Origin of the sequence: Niallia circulans (assembly GCF_003726095.1) — a bacterium.
In the GTDB taxonomy this organism is placed as follows: Bacteria; Bacillota; Bacilli; order Bacillales; family Cytobacillaceae; genus Niallia; species Niallia circulans_A.
Window position 1 is genome coordinate 3,089,316 of sequence record NZ_CP026031.1, and the last position, 20,470, is coordinate 3,109,785.

The 20,470-nt window shown below is 35.5% G+C and carries 19 protein-coding genes; 7 read left to right on the forward strand and 12 right to left on the reverse strand.

All coding sequences use genetic code 11. The features are described 5' to 3' along the window. Nucleotides 1-132: 132 nt before the first annotated feature. From C2I06_RS14840 to C2I06_RS14855, 4 genes are all read right to left on the reverse strand, one after another. Nucleotides 133-810 (reverse strand): hypothetical protein, encoded by a 678-nt coding sequence (locus tag C2I06_RS14840; protein WP_095329795.1) that lies wholly within the window; start codon nucleotides 808-810, stop codon nucleotides 133-135. Between the two features lie 14 nt (nucleotides 811-824). Continuing rightward, nucleotides 825-1,694: a carbohydrate ABC transporter permease gene (locus C2I06_RS14845; RefSeq protein ID WP_095329794.1), complete on the reverse strand. Its 870-nt coding sequence runs from the start codon at nucleotides 1,692-1,694 to the stop codon at nucleotides 825-827. 1 nt (nucleotide 1,695) lies between these two features. Then, entirely contained in the window at nucleotides 1,696-2,628 is a 933-nt protein-coding gene (locus C2I06_RS14850) for a carbohydrate ABC transporter permease (RefSeq protein WP_235850254.1), read from the reverse strand. 77 nt (nucleotides 2,629-2,705) lie between these two features. Next, on the reverse strand, nucleotides 2,706-4,001 hold the full coding sequence (locus C2I06_RS14855) for an ABC transporter substrate-binding protein (protein ID WP_123258320.1): 1,296 nt from the start codon (nucleotides 3,999-4,001) through the stop codon (nucleotides 2,706-2,708). A gap of 329 nt (nucleotides 4,002-4,330) precedes the next feature. On the opposite strand from C2I06_RS14855, the gene C2I06_RS14860 reads away from it, so the two are divergent. Beyond that, entirely contained in the window at nucleotides 4,331-5,251 is a 921-nt protein-coding gene (locus C2I06_RS14860; RefSeq protein ID WP_095329792.1) for an ArsR/SmtB family transcription factor, read from the forward strand. A 136-nt stretch (nucleotides 5,252-5,387) separates the two neighbouring features. On the opposite strand, the gene C2I06_RS14865 is transcribed toward C2I06_RS14860, so the two are convergent. Next, nucleotides 5,388-6,518, reverse strand: coding sequence for a DUF2264 domain-containing protein (locus C2I06_RS14865; RefSeq protein WP_249928227.1), 1,131 nt, complete (start codon nucleotides 6,516-6,518; stop codon nucleotides 5,388-5,390). Between the two features lie 167 nt (nucleotides 6,519-6,685). Here C2I06_RS14865 and C2I06_RS14870 point away from each other — a divergent pair, with 167 nt between their 5' ends. Further along, the gene (locus tag C2I06_RS14870; protein WP_206427970.1) at nucleotides 6,686-7,468 is read left to right on the forward strand and encodes a LacI family DNA-binding transcriptional regulator; all 783 of its coding nucleotides are present in this window, start codon (nucleotides 6,686-6,688) and stop codon (nucleotides 7,466-7,468) included. Then, nucleotides 7,450-7,710 (forward strand): substrate-binding domain-containing protein, encoded by a 261-nt coding sequence (locus C2I06_RS25310; RefSeq protein WP_206427971.1) that lies wholly within the window; start codon nucleotides 7,450-7,452, stop codon nucleotides 7,708-7,710. Before C2I06_RS14870 ends, C2I06_RS25310 begins: the two co-directional genes overlap by 19 nt. Nucleotides 7,711-7,724: 14 nt before the next feature. On the opposite strand, the gene C2I06_RS14875 is transcribed toward C2I06_RS25310, so the two are convergent. Continuing rightward, a complete protein-coding gene (locus C2I06_RS14875) occupies nucleotides 7,725-8,555 on the reverse strand; it encodes a hypothetical protein (protein WP_123258322.1) in 831 nt (276 codons plus the stop codon). A 287-nt stretch (nucleotides 8,556-8,842) separates the two neighbouring features. On the opposite strand from C2I06_RS14875, the gene C2I06_RS14880 reads away from it, so the two are divergent. Continuing rightward, nucleotides 8,843-9,997, forward strand: coding sequence for a glycoside hydrolase family 88 protein (locus C2I06_RS14880; RefSeq protein WP_095329789.1), 1,155 nt, complete (start codon nucleotides 8,843-8,845; stop codon nucleotides 9,995-9,997). 299 nt (nucleotides 9,998-10,296) lie between these two features. Continuing rightward, nucleotides 10,297-12,699, forward strand: coding sequence for a glycoside hydrolase family 2 TIM barrel-domain containing protein (locus tag C2I06_RS14885; protein ID WP_123258323.1), 2,403 nt, complete (start codon nucleotides 10,297-10,299; stop codon nucleotides 12,697-12,699). Nucleotides 12,700-12,882: 183 nt separating this feature from the next. Here C2I06_RS14885 and C2I06_RS14890 read toward each other — a convergent pair whose 3' ends face one another. Then, nucleotides 12,883-13,848, reverse strand: a complete 966-nt coding sequence (locus C2I06_RS14890) for an iron-hydroxamate ABC transporter substrate-binding protein (RefSeq protein WP_095329787.1) — start codon at nucleotides 13,846-13,848, stop codon at nucleotides 12,883-12,885. A 193-nt stretch (nucleotides 13,849-14,041) separates the two neighbouring features. Here C2I06_RS14890 and C2I06_RS14895 point away from each other — a divergent pair, with 193 nt between their 5' ends. Together C2I06_RS14895 and C2I06_RS14900 are read left to right on the forward strand one after the other, a co-directional pair. Continuing rightward, the gene (locus tag C2I06_RS14895) at nucleotides 14,042-15,079 is read left to right on the forward strand and encodes a FecCD family ABC transporter permease (RefSeq protein ID WP_095329786.1); all 1,038 of its coding nucleotides are present in this window, start codon (nucleotides 14,042-14,044) and stop codon (nucleotides 15,077-15,079) included. After that, the gene (locus C2I06_RS14900; protein ID WP_095329785.1) at nucleotides 15,079-16,095 is read left to right on the forward strand and encodes a FecCD family ABC transporter permease; all 1,017 of its coding nucleotides are present in this window, start codon (nucleotides 15,079-15,081) and stop codon (nucleotides 16,093-16,095) included. Before C2I06_RS14895 ends, C2I06_RS14900 begins: the two co-directional genes overlap by 1 nt. Before the next feature lie 55 nt (nucleotides 16,096-16,150). Here the strand turns inward: C2I06_RS14900 and C2I06_RS14905 are convergent, their stop codons facing one another. The 5 genes from C2I06_RS14905 to C2I06_RS14925 form a co-directional block, all read right to left on the reverse strand. After that, nucleotides 16,151-16,873, reverse strand: a complete 723-nt coding sequence (locus tag C2I06_RS14905; protein ID WP_095329784.1) for a LytR/AlgR family response regulator transcription factor — start codon at nucleotides 16,871-16,873, stop codon at nucleotides 16,151-16,153. 397 nt (nucleotides 16,874-17,270) lie between these two features. Beyond that, nucleotides 17,271-17,987: an EAL domain-containing protein gene (locus tag C2I06_RS14910; RefSeq protein WP_095329783.1), complete on the reverse strand. Its 717-nt coding sequence runs from the start codon at nucleotides 17,985-17,987 to the stop codon at nucleotides 17,271-17,273. Nucleotides 17,988-18,233: 246 nt separating this feature from the next. Beyond that, nucleotides 18,234-18,950 (reverse strand): LytR/AlgR family response regulator transcription factor, encoded by a 717-nt coding sequence (locus tag C2I06_RS14915; RefSeq protein ID WP_123258324.1) that lies wholly within the window; start codon nucleotides 18,948-18,950, stop codon nucleotides 18,234-18,236. A gap of 220 nt (nucleotides 18,951-19,170) precedes the next feature. After that, a complete protein-coding gene (locus C2I06_RS14920) occupies nucleotides 19,171-19,737 on the reverse strand; it encodes a TetR/AcrR family transcriptional regulator (protein WP_123258325.1) in 567 nt (188 codons plus the stop codon). A gap of 2 nt (nucleotides 19,738-19,739) precedes the next feature. Beyond that, nucleotides 19,740-20,438: an MBL fold metallo-hydrolase gene (locus C2I06_RS14925; protein ID WP_095329780.1), complete on the reverse strand. Its 699-nt coding sequence runs from the start codon at nucleotides 20,436-20,438 to the stop codon at nucleotides 19,740-19,742. Between the last annotated feature and the right edge of the window lie 32 nt (nucleotides 20,439-20,470).

A 20,470-nucleotide genomic window follows, 5' to 3' on the forward strand; every position in this document is an offset into this window, starting at 1 on the left:
ATTGATAACGTTTTCAACAGTATGATAATAACAGAAGAATAAATTAACCACTTCAATATACTCTATGTAAAAAGACCTTGGATATCCCATTTCCGCAGATAAACAGTACTTCTTTCTTGAGATAATTTCTTTCTAAGCTGCTTCTTCTATTTCTCGATTTACAAAGTCTATTACTGGTTTAAAATTTATCATACATAACAGAATAGCTACCGATGCCCCAAACATCAATAAATAGATTGGAAATAGTTTCAATAAAATAAAGGTTCCTATCAAAATTAAAAAATTCAAATTACTTCTTATAGACTTTACTATTGCTAATTTAATAGTTAAGATGGCTGTTTCTTTAATCGTCTGCTTCCAGTTCGCCATTACAATTAGGAAGTTAATCGTAAATGTAATAAGAACTAATAGAAAAAGGATGTTTAACCAAAAAAGTACTTGGAGTCTTGGCAGTTGTGCAGTAATAAAGATATTTCCGACCATAATCCATAAAAAAAACAGCAATATTAAAGACAGCTTCAAAAGTCTTTTATATCCTATTTTTAAATGAATAAAGAAATTCTTCATAACCTTCGGCTCAGTTGTAACATCTTTCAACGTTCTAATAACAGCATAGGTGGAAGGAACGAGAGTCACCGATGAAAGATAAAGGATAGGCAAAGTCCCTAGGCGTATATCCAAAATAAAAATTAATACTGCGAATGGTAAGTTCATGAGCAAAAAGAGCATATTCATTTCAAATAACCAAATAATATAGTTAAAGTAACTAGAGTAATGATAGAGTCTGTATAACCACTCGTCTTTTTTCATAGGTGACTCCTTTCTTATTTCGTTCCACTGCTACCTACACCCAATTTCAATTGGAACAAATATTTCTGACCAAAGAAATACAACAGAATTTGTGGTATTGACAAAAGCAATGATAAACACATAACAAGAGACGTATTAAGTGTACCTGTAGGGTTTGTGGATGCTGATAAATTCGCAGCACCTAAAGCTAAGGTAAATTTACTTGAATCGGAAATATAAATTAATGGGCCCATTACATCTCCCCAAGCATGATTAAAAGTAAAGATGGCAATTGCCGCCAGCGCAGGCATGATGAGGGGCAATACTATTTTCCGATAGATACCAAAATTATTTAATCCGTCCATCTCAGCTGCTTCATAAAGAGAACCAGGAATGGCAGTCATAAATTGTCTTGTAAAGAAAACGTTATATGCTGAAGCAAAAAATTGTGGAATAATTAACGGCCACAACGTATTATATAAACCTAAGTTTCTAAAGATAACAAAAACTGGAATCAGTGTTATTTGAGCAGGAAGCATCATTGTCGCTAACAATAATAGAAAATATTTGTTCTTATGCTTATATTTCATCTGAGCAAATCCGTATGCTACCAATGAACTTGAAAATATCTGCCCGATAATACTTAAAATAACGACAAACATGGTATTTAAGAACCATAACCCTATCGGGCGAGATCCCCCAAATATATTAGAAAATAGTTCTATGAAATTTCTCCAATAAAACTCCTTTGGAAAGAAGGTGAAGTTTTGTATGATGTTTGTCTCCGGAGACGCAAGCGAAATCGAAACCATATATAAAAATGGGGCAAATAATATGAAACCAAAGAAACAAAGTACTAGGTACACCACTATTTTCTTCGGCAAATTTAAATGTCTATCTAACATATTATTTAACCTCCTCTTCGTAGAATACCCACATCTTGGATGATCTTAAGACAATCAAGGAGAGAACCAAAATGATCGCAAATAAGACCCATGCCATCGCGGAAGCATATCCCATTCGATAATAGGAAAATGCATTTTTATAAAGATAAGGAACAATCATGGAGCTGGCGTTATCTGGTCCACCATCTGTTAATAAATACACTTGGGTGAATGTTTGTAAGGATCCAATAATCCCCGTAATTAAATTGAAGAAGATAACTGGTGAAATCAGCGGTATTGTAATCGATCTAAACATTTTCAAACGGCTTGCTCCTTCCATCATTGCCGCTTCATACATTTCGTCCCCAATACTGTTAATGGCGGAAAGCAATAAAACCATCGTACCTCCCACACCCCACAGTGCTAGTAAGACAAATCCATATAGTACAGCTCCTTTTTCAAGTAACCAAGCCGGACCATCAATACCAATGTAACCCAATACTTTATTTAACAATCCATTTGCAGCTAAAATATTGGTAAATAAAATAGAGCTGGCAACGATAGGAACAATTGCAGGTAGATAATATAAGGTTCTAAAGAATCTCATGCCTTTTAATTTAAAGCTAAGTAAATATGCCATACCAAGTGAAACCAATAAGCTTACCGGAACACTCATAAGTGCATAAATGAACGTATTCTTTACACTTAGAAGAAATATTTGGTCTTTAAATAGATTGATATAATTCTCCAGTCCAACAAACTCCATTTTTGTTAGCATATCCCAGTCTGTAAAGCTCATAATAAACGAATAAATCATCGGTCCTACTGTTAATCCAAGAAACCCAATTAACCATGGAGAGATGAAAATAAAGAACCATCTTCTATTCATTTTAACGCGGTGCTCTTTACTAGATATTTTGGACATTGTAGATTCTGCCAATTTCACTTCCATCATTCTGGCCTCCCTCATGAGATATGTGTGAGGATCCCTCCATGAAACCGCTCACACATAGTAGTTATCACTCTACTAACTTAATATTTTGCAACAATATCAGTTAAATTCTTTTGCAGTGTAGAAAGAGTCTCTTCAGGAGTTAAGTTCCCTAGTAGCATTTCTTTAATTTTCGCACGCGCTTCTGTTGTCGCTTCTGAATACCAAGGACCAATTAATAATTCATCAATCACGACACGTTCTTGGGCAACCGGAATCGCACTTAAATCAATCTCATGACCTTCAACCTTTTGATTTAAGAACTCATCGGAATTTAAGGTTTTTAAGTTTGCAGGACAGTCATACAAACCTTTTCCTACTAATTGTTGCGCTTCCTCACTAGCCATATATTCAATAAACTTCCAAGATGCTTCTTGTTCTTTCTCACTAGATTGAGTAGAAATAGTTAATGCACTACCAGTTGACCAAGATGTTTTTTCTGTTCCAATCGGCATAGGGGCAATTCCGTAATCAAATTTGTCTCCAATTACTTTTGCATTACTATTCATATCCCAGAATCCTGTCATATTCATTCCGACAAGCCCTGCCTGAAAACGGTTAACTTTATCTTCGGCAATTTGATAAGAGACACTCCACTTTTTAAAAGCTTCATCATACGCTTTGATGGTTGCTTGGTTTTCTGCTGAATCAATTACAACTTTGCCATCCTCGATTACAGCTCCGCCATTTGCTCGCAGGAAGTTGCCCCAAATTAATTGATAGTCACCTGCTGTACTTCCCCATTGATCAATTTCACCATCACCATTAGTGTCTTTTGTCAAGGTTTCTGCAGCCTTATAATAATCATCGATTGTCCAATTTTCATTTGGATATTCAATTCCCGCTTCATCAAATAAAACTTTATTGTAGTATAAAAGGGAAGAGCCGCCACGATCTGGTATACCAAAAATTTTATTATCTAATGTATAAAGATCAATAGCACTTCCCCATGTTGCTGCAATATCGATATTTGCTTCTTTAATTTTATCGGTCAAATCTATAAATGCATTTTTGGATGCAAAACCAGAACCGTTTTCTGCTACTTGTGCTACATCCGGTGCTTGTTTACCAGCAATCATGGTCTGTAGCTTTGTATCATAATCATCGGCAACGGTTATCGTTTTTACTTTGATATCAGGATTTTCCTTTTCGAAATTTTCAATTCTTTCTTGGTAAACTCCTTCAAAAGTTTCATCTCCGCCCCAATGCATAAATTCAATTGTCGTTTTGCCGTCGCCTGAGTCTGCATCAGAATTAGCGGCGCCTGCACAGGCAGTAGATAAGAGAGTAGTGGAAGCAAGCAATACTGAAAACCCTAGTTTTTTCCATTTTTTCATTTGTTGAGACCTCCCGATTTTTACTTTTTCTCCTTACTCATACTGAAAGAATAACTTTTTTACTAAAAAAAGTAAGCTAATTATGATTTCGGACTGCAATATATATTTTGATTTAACAATATTGTTTCCGCTTTCATGTTTTTATGATAAGCTTTTACCAATTAAAAGTAAATAGCAAAAATAATAATTTTTTAGTAAAATAATAGGCAAAGATTAACTTTTTCTGACACATTACTTTAAAAGATAACTATTTTTTCTGTATTATCGAATAATCCTTGTGATCGATTAGTCTTACTACTAACTTTTTTTGGGAGAAGAGGAAAACAAAAATGAAAATAACCTTATCAGAAGAATCGCTGCCCATACTTGAGGCTATCGCTAGCTCTGTTCGCATTAAAATTATTAAACTACTTTCTACCAAACGTATGAATGTTAAGGAATTAGCACACGAGCTTGGTTTGAGTAATCCAGTTGTTGCAAAACATATTAAAATCTTAGAGGAATCCGGTGTGATAAAAACCGAAAAAATCCCTGGGAAGGCTGGTCTACAAAAGCAGTCGATATTAAAAGTCGATTTAATAGAAATTGAATTTCCAAAGAAAATATTTCAAGCTTTCGAATTTTACGAAACCTCTATTCCTATTGGACAATATGTCGATTACCTTATTACCCCTACTTGCGGAATCGCCAGTATAGAACATCTTATCGGGGAGTATGACGAACCTAAATACTTTATGGATACTGATCGATTTAATGCAGCAATATTATGGTTTACAACAGGCTTTCTCGAATATAAAATCATTAATCCTTTAAAGAATACAGATAAATTAGAAATGGTTGATATAAACTTAGAAATCTCCTCTGAATTTCCTGGGGGAAATAATGTCTGGCCATCTGATATAACATTTTCCTTGAATAATGTGGAAATTGGTACGTGGACTAGCCCTGGTGATTTCGTTGACACGAAAGGAAAGTACAATCCAGACTGGTGGTCACCAAAACTTAATCAGTATGGTACGAATTTAAAAATTAGAATTACTGATTATGGAGTTTGGATAAACGGAAAACAGCTTACATGGATTTCTTTTAATCGCCTTGCTCTTGAAAAAAGCGTATGGAGTCTTCGGATAGAAGTCAAAGAAGATGCCGAAAACGTCGGTGGATGCACACTATTCGGTAAAGGCTTCGGAAATTATAATCAGAACATTGATTTTAAGTTTTACTATACAGATAAAGAAGAGCCCTTTTAATTTAGGGTTTGGTTACATACTGAACAATAGACGACTAAAAAGGAGAGGTGAAAACCTCCCCTTAAAAACGTTCATCAAAAAAAACGCCAATATTACGAATAATCGTTTACCGTTCGTTTGGACTCACTTTAATCTTCTAAATGCTCTGATCAATCGCACCCTCTTTCCCTTGCCATATTTTTTTACTACTCCATTCTTCATCCTGATCATTCCAAAAAGCGTCTTCTTCAGATAATCCCAGTGGTAAAAACACTGCTGAACAGAGATATAAGCTTCCAATGCCAATATAAGATTCCGCTAATGCAGGTTGATGTCCATATACTCCGGGTAACAACCACCCTTTTTCATCAAAGGTTCCAGGTGCTTGCATTCCTTTTTCCATTATAGCTGTTAACCCACATCTGACTTGAGCAGGAGTGACTGTAGCAGGCAAGGCATGTTGCAATGCTGATTGAGCTAAAGCTTGAAATGCTCCAAATCGATATGTACTAGATCGGCCAATCACAGGATAAGTTCCATCAGGTCCTATCATTCTTTCTTGAATTGCTGCATAACGAATGAATCTTGGCAGCATTTTTTCCTGATAATTTTCCAGCTCTTTACTTTGGTGATAGAATAGATTTAATAAATCTATTGCCATCGGCTGTATAACAAAGCTGTTGTAATAATCCCAATGGAAGACTGGACCATCCCCATAAACGCCATCCCCTACATACCAATCGTCTAATAGTCTAATAGCATAAATTACTCGAAGCAAATCGTATTCCTTCTCTCCTAGAACATATAATGCTCCTTCTACCATGGCAGAAAAAAGATTCCAATTCATATTAGGAGGCATTGTTCTTCTCGTTGACTTTAGTGCTAGAATAATATTTTCTCGCACATACTTTGGAAGCGCGTCTCCAATTTGTTTCGGCGCACGAATAATCGAATGAGCTAAAAAAGCAGCATCAACTAGTGGTTGACCCGGGTCGGTAAAGTTCATGTAGTCCTTAGAGTATGGATTTGTTGATTTATCTAAACACAGAAGAACCATTTGTCGATATCTCTTTTGCATCTTTCTTTCTGACGATTCCGAGATAGAATCTAACTCAAGCCACGGAGCGATACCAGTCATCGTTCGTCCAAAAGCTTCTAACATTCCATATGATTTACGATCGGGATGAAAATCTGTTGGCAATTCTTGATGTAATTTCTCTTCACTTAATGCCTTAATTACTGGATATGCGATCTTATCCATTGCTTCTAACCATTTTCTTCTCGTCATAAGTAAAACTCTCCATTCCATTAAAAATTTTCTATCATTGATCTGGCTCAGAAATTGATAAAACCAAATCCCTCTCCTTTTTGACTAAATAAACAGGAAACATCGTAGTTTTTTTCCTAAAGTTCAGATATTATTATATTAAAAGAATTACTGAAAGGAATTTACATATGGCCACTATTACAGATATTGCCGAAAAAGCTGGTGTCTCCATTTCTACCGTCTCTCGCGTATTAAATCAGGACAAAAATTTATCCGTAACGGAGGACACAAAACGTAAAATATTTGAAATTGCGGAAGAATTAAACTACACAAAATACAAACAAAAGAAAAAGAAAAGTGCGGAACAAAAAGCAAAGCAAAAAAGCATTGCCATTATACAGTGGCGTATTGGCGAACAAGAGTTAGATGATATTTATTATATGTCTATAAGAATAGGAGCCGAAAGAAAAGCCCAAGAACTTGGCTATTATTTAATGAAATACTCTGATCTAAATGATTCTTTAAGCAATGTTGATGGAGTACTTTGCATCGGAAAATTCGATAAAATTACGATTGATAAGATACTATCAAAAAATGACAATGTGGTTTTTGTCGGCACAAATTTTCCTTTAAACAACTTCGATACTGTTAATAGCGATTTCTCTTATGCTGCCGAATTAGCATTGCAGCATCTGCTCGAACTTGGACATAAAAGAATAGCCTTTATAGGTGCAGAAGAAAGTAATAATTTATATGGCTATCGTACGTACCGCACTCCAGTAACGAACACTTACATAGACATGATGAAACATTTGGGATATTATGACGAAAAATATTTTTTCGTTGCAACAAATACTTACCTATCAGCTGAAACTGGTACAGATCTAGCTAGACAAGCTTTGGCAAAATGGGGGGAAATCTTCCTACTGCTATCCTTGCTGGTAATGACGCTATGGCTATTGGCATTATGAACGTGTTAACTGCAAATAATATAAAAATACCAGCGGATATCTCTATTATTGGCATCAATGACTTAGCGTTCAGTCAATATACCAATCCTCCCCTTTCAACCGTACGAATTTTCACAGAAGAAATGGGGGAAATCGGTATGGAGACATTGAATCAAAGAATTTCCGCTCCAAAAATAGATCGCAGAATCATATTAACTACTGAATTAATCAAAAGGGCTTCCACCGCTAAACCACGTGAATAAGGAAAATTGCTTCCTTATAATTTATTTATTCCATATACTTCAAATTCGGTCAAAGCAGGAAACGGTGACTCATCCTCTGCTTTGACCAAGTTTGTTAATTGAACATATGTTACCGCTCTCTTTTTAAAATAAAAAAATTGTGGACTTGTGTTTTTCTGCAAGCTGAATGTTTCGCTTGATGCGTCTGAAAATAGCAAGGTAACTTCGGTCCAATAACTATCGTGAGGGAAATCTGCTCTGATTGTTATACCAATCTTATCTACCTCAACCAATCTACCAAAATCAATTGTCAATGTTGCATCAGACTGCCGATTTATTCCCCAAGATTGGTACGGATAGGACCCATGACTATTATTTGCATATATTCCGTTTATTGCATTGCACGCAAAGAATGTTGCATCATTTCTAGTTTCTACATTTGCACTCGCATGAGGATAAGCTCCTGAAAACTCCTTTTGATCATGAGGATTTAATGCCCAATTCTGATATCTTCTAATCTCTTCATTTGTCGCATATCTAACACCTAAATAATGTCTTTTGCTCTTAAAACGATGATCTGGCATTGCCTCTTTTGCCGTTTGCTCCATGTTTATTCTGTACGTCCAGCTATGACTTGGAATAAAGACAATTGTACTATCCAGACTTTCATCTAGCTTAACCATCAAATATTGATTTTTCTGTGCTACAAATATATTAATCTCATCCCCCTCTTCAAATATAAAATCTTGGGAAGCAATATAGCACATAGTATCTCCAGCACTTTCTAAGTTGTGACTTTCCTCTTCATAATCATTCCTCCCCTTTTTTATATTTCCATATTTATCACTGATACTTAATTTAAGCATTACATCCACCTCCATTGATTCTTTTTTGAATTATAATGTTTTTTTAGTACAAATACTACAAAAATTTCTGTTTTTTACTTTTGATTATTACATAAAAAATCCTAAAGATCAGATTCAATCAACAATTATCATTGATAAATAAGGGTTCATTTTAAAATCACGCATTGTTTTTTTTAGTAAAAGTAGTAAACTATCATTATAACAAAATATTTACATTTTCTTATCTTGAGCAAACACCATCTTCTTCCACTTGAAACAAACTCGAATTTCGAAAGGACGTACATTTTATGGACAAATGGATTAAGGAAGCTAGTGCTTTTATCGAAAGGAAAACGACCAAAAATGCAATCGATATTGGTGCATCCTTCCCTCATGCAACAAAGCAGGGTAAGTATGATAAGGAAAGCCCTCAATGGTGGACAGCAGGATTTTGGCCTGGGATTTTGTGGAATGTCTATCACGCGACTAATGAATACGCTTTCAAGAATTTAGCCATTCAGCTTGAGCATAAGATGGATTACTTATTAAATAATCCAAACAAAGTGGATCACGATATAGGATTTATGTGGACACTCACGAGCTTAGCCCGATACCAAATAACTGCTGATGAAACAGCGAAGAATACAGCACTTCTTGCTGCTAATATGCTGCTCGCACGTTTTAATAGTGCTGGTCATTTCTTTAAAGCATGGAACAATTGGCATGGGACTAATGATAATAGTGGCATTGTTATCATTGACAGCATGATGAATATGGGATTGCTTTTCTGGGCATCTGAAGAAACCGGTGATCCTCGCTTTATGGTGGCTGCAAAAGCTCATTGCGATATGGTCTTAAAGCACTTTATTCGGAACGATGGTTCTGTTCATCAAATGGTTAGATTTAATTCTTTAACAGGTGAATTAATAGAAAAACTTGGCGGTCAGGGGTATTCAAAAAATAGTTCATGGTCTCGTGGATGTAGTTGGGCTATATTTGGTTTTGCGATTGCCTATCATTATACGAAAGAAGAACGCTACTTATCTAGTGCAATGAAAGTAACGAACCATTTCGCGTTACACCTGCAACATGACCCTATTCCTCTTTGGGATTTTCGAATTCCTTCCCATACTGATGGAACGAAATATGACTATCGAGATTCCTCTGCTTCTGCAATAGCTGCTTGTGGCACCTTATTAATTTCCCAATATGCACCTTTGGAGGAAAAAAGATTTTACTTAGCTTTCGGAAGGGACTTATTAAAACGACTATACGAACACGCAGCAACAATAGAAGATGATCAAAATCAAGCACTCATTATTCACGGAACAAGTCATTGGCCAGAGAAAAAAAATTTAGATACTGGCTTAATTTACGGAGATTACTTCTTTACGCAAGGTATCTATGCACTCAATGGTATTAACAATAACTTTTGGTTAGGAGATTCTTGGAATGTACTTTAATACAATTTAATTTAATTTAATTTAATGCTTAAGCTGTTGAAAGAACAATTTTTGATCCTGTGCCACACCTATATAGTATTTACTAAGACAATTCTTCCTGCTCTTTGCAGAAAGGTAAAAAAACCATAGCAATCCTGTAACACGAGAATCGCATGAGAAATCATACTCTTCCTATCATTATGGGGGAAGAGTCAAAAAGAAAACACTTACTCACTTGAAAACTAGTGGTCTATTAGAAAATAGTTTAAGAAAAAGTATCAATATACAAATTATATTTTTCGAAAGAGAGTGTTCATAATATGAGAAACTATAAAATTTCTAACTGGTTATTCTTTCAAGGCGATGATTCTAATGCTTGGCAAAAAGATTATGAGGATAAATCTTGGCAACCCGTAACCGTCCCACATGACTGGAGCATTACCATGCCATTTAGTAAAAATAATTCTAGTGGTACTGGTTATTTACCTGGAGGAATTGGCTGGTACAGATGTCATATCCCATTAACAGACTTTACCAATATCGATAATAGTGTTGTTCAATTGACCTTTGATGGTGTTTATAAGAATGCTCAAGTGTGGATTAATGGATACAATCATGGCATTCGACCATCTGGATACTCGTCCTTTACCTTTGATTTAACAGAAATTCTTCCGTATACACCAGATAATGAATTAGTCATTGCAGTAAGAGTTGACCATTCAGATATTGCTGATTCTCGTTGGTATAACGGATCTGGGATTACTAGAAATGTTTGGCTGGAAATACATGATTACATTTATATCCCAAAATACGGAACTACATTCTCTACACTAGAGACCAAAACAGATGTCTCCAACATTCGTATTCAGCATTTAATCACAAATACATATCCTGCTGCTAGTGATGTAAGAGTTGTGAACGAATTAGTTTCTATCGATGGGGAACAAACCTATTGTTTTGAAAAGAAAGTAAAACTAAATCCACAGGAAACGTCGAATATTACATTTAATGAAAAACTAGATAATCCCAAATTATGGACAACTGATGAACCAAATCTATATATGCTCCATACTCATCTATATTATGAAGCAGACGACAACAAAGTCCATTCAGCCTATACTAATCACGTAGGAATTAGAACTTCTCAATTTGATGTTAATAAAGGATACTTCCTTAATAACCAAAATATGAAATTAAAAGGTGTGTGCCTTCATGAGGATGCTGGCTGCTTTGGGACTGCTGTGCCTGTAAGTGTATGGGTAAGAAGGCTTTCTAAGTTAAAAGAAATGGGATGTAACGCAATTCGCATGGCTCACAACCCACATGCTCCTGAACTGTATACCCTATGTGATATTCTAGGTTTTCTAGTGATTGATGAAGCCTTTGATGAATGGGAAAACCCCAAAAACAAATGGTGGCAAGGGCATAATGTTTATCCACCTAAAATCGAAGGCTATGCTCATCATTTTCCAAATTGGCACCAAGATGATTTAAAAAATATGATCATCAGAAATAGAAATCATCCTTCCATCATTGCATGGAGTATTGGCAACGAAATTGATTATCCTAATGACCCCTATGCAAATCCTTTATTTGAAGAAATGACAGGTAATAATGATGCGAACAAACCAGCTCAAGAAAGAATTTATAATCCAAATAGGCCAGATACTACTAGACTCACAACAATCGCCAATAGATTAATTAAAACGGTTAAGTCGATTGATGATACAAGACCTGTAACTTTAGCTGCAGCTTTTCCAGAATTGTCCAGCCAAACTGGCTTATTAACTGAAGTCGATTTAATAGGATACAATTATAAAGAGCATCTTTATGAGGAACATCATAAAATGTTCCCGAACCAGCCAATCATAGGCAGCGAAAATGGACATGGATATTCACAATGGAAGATCGTTCGAGATACTTCTTATATATCAGGACAGTTCTTATGGACTGGTATCGATTATCTTGGAGAAGCTCATGGATGGCCCATACACGGATCCGCAGCAGGAGTATTAGATTTAGCCGGAAATGAGAAAACACGTTATTTTCTTCGGAAAAGCTGGTGGACAGAGGAACCTATGATTTATTTAGTTACTCGTCCATTAGAAACTAATACGAATAATCATTCTCAGATAAAGGAACTATCGAAAAAGTGGGATTACTGTATAGGTGAAAAAGTAGAGGTCATCTGTTTTTCCAATTGCGAGCAAGTTGAAGTAGAGCTAAATGGAAATAGGATACCATTAAAGTTTGATGAAGACTTTGGTTATTTTGTTACATATGTAGCTGCAACAGAGTCTCCTATCAAAGCTTTGGGATACAAAGGAGATAAAGTAGTCGCGGAGGAATTAGCCCCTGTTTTATCCCCAGCACAATTAAAATTAGATATATGGGAAATACCAGAAATATATAAGAATGTCTTACAATCAGTGTTTCCTAATATAACTCAGGACGTCATCCAAATAGAGTGCTCCCTTCTAGATAGAAGTGGAAAGTTATCAGATTATAGTCAGAAAGTAGCCGTTTCTGTGCAAAATGGAAGACTCTTAGGAATAGAAAACGGAAAATTAGATGACGTAACCGATTACACCGAGCCTTTTAGAACATCAAATCATGGTAAATTAGTTATCTATGTCCAAAAAAATGGGGATAGTGAAACTCAAGTAAAAGTGGAAACAGATGGAATCAGAGATACTTTATTTACTTTAAAAACAATTAATTAGCGATTAATATATTGCTGAAGCTCTAGTGCAACATATATACTGGATTTCCGCTTGCAGATACTCTAGAGGATAAATTATTCGTTTTTTAAACATTTTTCATAAAAATAAAAGGCCAAGTAAAAGTATTTCCACTTCTACTTGGCTTTTTTATGGAGAAAGTCCTCCGAAGAACGTTCCCTCTGCTTATTTCACTAGACTTTCTACTACGTCGTCAATGATTTGTGTATTGGCAATTGGACCCGAGTATAGCCAGCTTGTGTCTGGACCGTATTCATAAATGTTTCCTTTTTTCACGGCTGGAATATTAGACCATAAGGAATCTTTTAGCACTTCTGCTCCTTCGCCATCACTGTTGATTAAGAAAAGATGATCGGCATCCAATTGAGCTAGTTTTTCTAATGAAATAGCTGACCAGTTTCCTGTTGCGGTAGCGGATATTTCTTTTACTACTTCTGGAACCTTCAAGCCTAAATCGCCATATAGAACCGCTCCGCTTGATACATTTTCTCCCACAATAAATAATTTATTCGATACAAGCCAGATTGCTGCTGCTGATTCATCCTTAATAGATGCTTGAATCTTCCCTTTTGCATCTTCTGCCTTTTGGTCATAGTCTGCTAATACTTTTTCTGCCTCGTCCTTTTTGCCAATTACTTCTCCAATTGTTTGAAGTCTCTTGCGCCAGTCGTTATTATTTTCCTTTGAAACAACATAGGTAGGAGCAAGTTTCGCGTATTGATCATATTTCGCTCCCTCTACTTGTGCGCCCGATGACATTAATACTAAATCAGGAGCAAAGCTGGACACTGCCTCATAAGGCAATGAAGAGTCAATAGTTGGAACATCTTTTAACGAGTCTTGCAGATAAGCTTGAACTCCTTTTCCTTCTCTAATGGACCATTGAGCAACTGGCGTTACCCCTAATGATACTAAATCATCTTCTAAGTAAGAACCGATAATTCTTTTTGGCTCTGCCGGAACTTTCACTTCATTTCCGATAGCATCTGTTAATGTTCGTTCCTTTGTTTCTTGGGAAGCACCATTTTCTTTATTGTTATTTTCTTTACTATTATTTCCACATGCCGCAAGAACAGTGAAAACTAGTAGTAAACAAATAAATAATACCGATTTCATTTTCCGGTTATTCATTACGTATCCTCCTAATAGGTTATGTTATATTTAAATTATAAATGATAACGATTATCACTTTCAATAATAATATCGATTTTCAATTAATTTTATAGTAAAATTAATTGAAATGTTTCCGATATCCATTATTATTTAACCATTTACATACTATTATTTACTATTTTTCTCTCTATTTTAAGAAAGTGGGTTCCTCATGAGTAAAAGTAACTCTATTGAAAATGATCAAGCTGCCATATTTAGACCAAAAGCTGCCACTTTGGTTCTCATAATTGGTCTTATAATGCTTTTCTTTTCTATTTGCATGTCCATCATTTTAGGAGTAGCCGATATTAACCTATCAACAGTTATACAAGGACTATTTCATTTCGATAATACGTCCACTGCTCATCAAATTGTTTATCGTTTACGCCTGCCAAGAGCACTTGCTGCAACCTTTATCGGAGCAAGCCTTGCTGTATCTGGTGCCATTATGCAAGGGATGACGAGAAATGCACTCGCTTCCCCTTCTATAATGGGGGTAACATCTGGAGCTATGTTTGCTGTATCGATTGCCTTTGCTTTTCTGTCTGCTGTTTCCAATATGACTATTATGCTCTTTGCATTCATTGGCGCAGGTTTAGGGGCAGCTTTAGTCTTCTTGATTGGCGCACTCTCCAAAAGAGGATTAACACCAATGAAATTAGCACTCGCTGGTACTGCTATTAGTGCCTTTCTTGGTTCCATTTCCACTGGAATTGCCCTTCGCTTTGATGTAGCAAAAGATATTAGCTTTTGGTATGCAGGAGGAGTAGCTGGAGTACAATGGATTAATGTAAAATTACTTATCCCTGTAGCTATACTAGGACTAATTCTCGCTTTTTTCATTAGTAAATCTATTACCATTTTAAGTTTAGGTGAGGATATTGCTGCTGGTTTAGGCCAAAAGGTTGGTCTAGTGAAATTATTAGGGACGATTGTCGTTTTGCTTTTAACTGGTGCTGCTGTGGCAGTCGGGGGAACTATTGGGTTTGTAGGACTCGTTGTTCCCCATATTGTTCGTTTTATTGTAGGATCGGATTATCGATTAATTATTCCTTGTTCGGCAGTTGTTGGTGCTCTTTTGTTAGTGCTGTCAGATATCGTTGCCCGTTTGATCCACCCTCCTTTTGAAACACCATTAGGAGCGATAACAGCGGTAATTGGCGTTCCTTTCTTTCTATATTTAGCACGTCGAGAAGGGAGGGGTCTGTAATGTCTTCTTTAAAATTAGCGAACAAAAAAATATATATTGTTAGCACCACCTTACTTACTGCTCTCGTTTTAGTCTTTATTCTAAGTCTAAATATGGGAACCATAAAAATTAGTCCGATGGAAATGATAGAAGCTTTTACCGGTAAAGGCACTGTTCAAAACTTTAATATTCTATATAACTTTCGATTACCTCGTTCTGTAATTGCCGTTTTAATAGGAATGGGTATGGCGATTGCTGGAGCAATTTTACAAGGGGTTTCGCGAAATAGTCTAGCAGATCCAGGTATTATAGGCATCAATTCTGGAGCTGGATTTGCCGTTATCCTTTATATCTTCTTTATTCAAGGAAGTGCCTTTCAAGCAGGTCCATTATCAGTTTATATCATGCCATTTTTTGCACTTGCCGGAGCTCTAATGGCTGCTGCACTCATCTACATCATTGCATGGAAGGATGGGGTTACGCCTGTTCGCCTAGTATTGGTCGGTATCGGCATTAACGCTGCTTTCGGTGCTTTAATCATCATTTTTCAATTGATGATGGACCCCCGGGATTTTACTCAAGCAACAATTTGGCTTTCCGGAAGTATTTGGAGCGCAAGTTGGAGTTATGTTCTTGCCCTTTTACCGTGGATTCTTATTCTTGTTCCAATTGCAATTAGTAAATTCCAATCCATTAATTTACTACAGCTAGGTGATAATCTGGCAAAGGGTCTTGGTGTTTCGATTGAAAGAGAGCGAGGATTACTTTTGCTGCTTGCTGTCGGACTTTCAGGAGCATGTGTATCAGTTGGCGGAGGAATCTCTTTTTTAGGGCTTCTTGCACCACATTTAGCAAGAATGCTAGTTGGTCCAAAACACCAACGACTCCTGCCGATAGCGGCCCTAATAGGAGCACTTCTCCTGTTAACATCTGATATCATCGCCAAAAGTCTCATGGTTGGCTCAGAAATACCAGTTGGGCTCGTTCTATCCTGTTTAGGTGCTCCATATTTTATCTATCTTCTAATTAAAGAATAAGGAAGCAGAGCCACGGTTCCTGCTTCCCTTTTTATGGTAAAAGAATATCCCCCTCTTATTGAATCAGCAAGGAATGGACTTCTCGTATTTTTAATTTTGATATGTTTGCACGCTTATCTGTTCCAGAGAAATAGGCTAAATAGGATTCTCCGAATAATTCAATGCGAACAATTTTCTTTAAATTAACAAGAAAGGAACGATGGGTACGATAAAAATACCACGGCAATCTGTCTACGAAGGAGAGAAAGGTTTCTGACGTTTCATATGACTTCTTGATTGTATGTACCATTGTTTTTCGTGCGATTATTTCTATATACAAAATTTCTTCTATTGGGATATAAACAAATCGATTACTTAATTTAATTAAGATCCGCTTTCCCTTCCCTGTATGAATCTGTCTTCTACTTTTAGAATAAGAATCCTTTATTTTATATAAAAGGGATAGGAAGGATGATTCCATAATAGGCTTCTGCAAATAACCAACAGCTGAATAATTAAATGCTTCAATTGCCATTCTCTTATCCTTGCCTACTAAAATAAGCTGGAAATCGGGGAGATAATCTTTATAGGCACTATTAAAAATAGTGGAATGGATAGATGGTAAGTCATAATCAACAATTATAATATTAGGCTTCGCTCGATAAATTAATTCTAATAATTCTTCTCCAGTCTTTGCTTCTCCTATTATTTTAAAACTAGAATGGATAGCAATCAAATGATGGATAGATGAATTAATAGGCGAATCGATACAAGCTACCGCTATCGTTAGCGTTTCCATTCTTTCTCCTTTCTATATAAGACAACTACCTCCTGATGTTCCATCTCATTAACTCCCTATTCACTGATGAAACTATCGGAATCACCTATGCAGCACGAAGAATCAAAAAAGTATCGCATCCCCTGTATTTTTCCCTGTAATAGATACTCATCCAACAGCCCTTATTTAAATGCCTCATATAACCTTATGTAAATATAACTTTATTTTATTCATAATTTCAATGTCATTCTATGATTCTCCGACTTTTTATGATTCCTTTATATAAAAAAGCTGCCATAAGATGTTTGATCACATGTAAGTAGTTGAGATCTAAACACAATGATACGGCAGCGTGCTTTTTCTATAAAAAACATTTATGTTAGTCCTTGTTTTTAATAAATAATCCATTAAAAACTAATTATACCAACATCTCCGGCTTTCCTAATAGAAACCCCTGGCCAAAAGGAACCTTCAATGCTTTAGTCATCGCTAAATCTGTTTCCTCTTCTATTCCTTCCAAGATGACCTTCATCTTCTCATCCGCAAAATCCAATAATAAGTGCACCAGTTTTTGTTTTTCAGCAGAAAAAGCCAAATTGTTGGAAAAATAGCGATCTAGTTTAAGATAGCTAGGAGCAATCTCTAAGATTTTCTCAAAATTTGCTATTCCTTTCCCAAAATCATCTAAAGCAATTTGAAACTGATTGTCTTTTAGAAAGGCAATTTTCTCCTTAAAAAGAGGGGAATTCCATAGCTCTTCTTCTAATACCGTTTCATTTAATTCAAAGATAATCTTCCCATTCATGGCTGGGAATTTTTCTAGTAAAGATAGAATTAATGATTCAAATGATTCATGTATGATAGTCGATGGAAATATATTGATAAATAGTGGCTTCTTTCTTCTTGATGAAAGTATCTGGTAGTGTTCGATCGTATCGTTAATAAGAAAGGTATCTAATTCAGATAAATAATTCTCTTTTCTCGCATCAGCGAAGAAAGCTTCTAACGAGATGTCTGGCTCTTGGGATATACGTAGCAATGATTCATATCCAATGATTTTCCATTCTTTTATATTCCAAATTGGCTGATATACATGATAAAACTTTTTGCTTTTTAATCTTGTTATTATATCCACTTAGGGTATCCTCCAAAATAAACGAAAAGTCCTGATTTTTCAAATTTATCTAATCATACAAGTAAATTTACCGATTCTGTCAGTATTTGTCTATTGAACTTAACGCCATTTAGACATAATTTTAGTCATTTCTGTATGAAAAAGATACATTTTAAACAGAACTTTAGTCATTTTAGAGTAGCTACATAAAATTCCATGTTTCGACATATTTAATTTTATTTAAAAGATATAAAAGTACTAGCTAGCTTATAAAAACAAAGATACTCTTTCCTTTACCTCATTAATTTTCAACTTTGATATTTTCGCTTGTCTGTTTACTCCATCAAAATAAGCAATATACGTTTCCTTATAGGGACTAATTTCTGTCACCTTTTCTAGATTGATAATATAGGAACGATGCGACAAAAAAAATGTATCATCTAATTGCGGTAATAATTCTCCGATATTCTCCCGAGTCTCCACTATTTCTGCGTCCGTATATATAACACATTTCTTGCCTATTTTTTCAATAAAATATATTTCTTCCTTTTTAATATAATACACGCCTTTATTATATTTAACTGGTAAATTGTTGAAAGAATATCTTTCTCTCTTGCTCGCTATTACTCGTTTTGCTTTTTCAATAGCTTTAGATAAACGAAAACTTCTGAATGGCTTGACCAAAAAATCAATAGCATCTAATTCCAAGGCTGCTAATGCATTCTTCTCATCTTCTGCTAAAAAAATAAAATGAATTTGGTCCCCTAGTTGATAACATTGCTTCATGACTTCCAGTCCGTTCATAGATGGTAAATCGACTTCTGTTATTATCAAATCAGGCTTCCACTTCTTATATTGATAAACTAAATCATTGCCGTTATCACACATGACAATAATTTTTATATCCTTGTGATCCTTTAAATAATAACGAATACGAGCAATCACTCGTTTATCTTTATCGGCAATCATTACCCTAATTAACATAGTAACTCCTTTCTCTATGTTTCTATTAAATACAACAGGATAGAGTTATTTTCTTAAAACTTCTTCTCAAAAATCAATGTTTTTATCATTGCAAATAGTTAAGCAACTGAACTATTTTAACATGTTCCTTTTCTTTAAACCAAACAAAAGTCTTTAGTGAATCCTTCTACTTTTGCCATAAAAAAAGGGCGACTATAATAGTGACCCTTTCCACTTGCACTTATGAATGCTTTTCCAATCCTTCAATAAAAGTAGAAACCAAATAATGAAAGCTTTTATCTACCTCTATCGGCATGCCAAATCCTTGTTGATTTTCAATAGAGGCAAATCCATGAAGAATGCTCCTTAGCCCACGAATGGCATGAATGGTCTCTTCTTCGTTTAAGTCATATGGCTTTAATACTTCTATTAATAATTGAATGATTTGATTTGCAGCTGTTTGAATTTCCTCTCCTTTCTTCGATGCTGACTCGATAGTTAACATGTAGAGCCCTGGCTGCTCTCTAGCATAGGTTAAGTAGGCAAAACTTAGATTATGGATAGTCTCTTCTTTTCCCCCTTCCATTATTGCTTTCTTTAATAATTGATATAAACTTTCTAATGCTCGCAATGTTAACAGATTCATAATATCGGGAAGCCCCTTGATATGATTATAAAGGGATGGAGATTTAACCCGAAGCCGCTTAGCTAAATTAGCTATCGTTACTTCCTTTAATCCTTCCGTATTGGCAATTTCGATTGCCGTGACAATAATATCATTATGTGTTATTCCTGCTCTTGGCGTCATATTTATCCTCTTTCCTTTTGGAGTAATGATTCTATCAAAGGCTGTGGATTTTCGAGTAAATCTCCATGCCCAGTAGCTAAAAGACTAACATTTAGAGACATCACTTTCTTTGCACTTTCAATGGCTTTCTCTTTATTCCAGGTTGCCATTGCTGGAAAAGGAAAGAAAGACCGAAATTGACCACTTATAGCAAAGCCTCCTCTTGTATGAAAAGCATCTCCTGTAATCAAACTAGTATCTCGTTTATCGAGAAAACCAAAGCTCCCTGGTGTATGTCCTGGTAAAGAAATACTTATTAGTGAACCAATTTGATCCCCCTCTTTTATTAGCACATCTGGATTTGTCTTGATATTTTTAGGTAAACCGCCTTTTAAAACAAAGGGTTCCTCTTGCTTGTCAATAGTATGATCCCCGCCTAATATGCGAGCATCCCGTACAGATATATAGACTTTCACATCTGGTAATCTTTCTTTTAGAGCATCTAATGATCCAATATGATCTCCATGAGCATGAGTAAGAATAATCTTCGTAATCGGTTTATTCAGTTTTTCAGCAAATGCGAGAATTTTTTTATAACTAAAAGGCAAAGCTGTATCAATTAATGTTAATTCTTCCCCTTCCTCGACGAGATAGCAGTTCACTGGAAAAATTCTTGGCAAAAAAGTCAATTGATATAAATAATTATGGTGGATAATTCTCAATAGTCAAACCTCCTGATTAGAAAACTAATGGT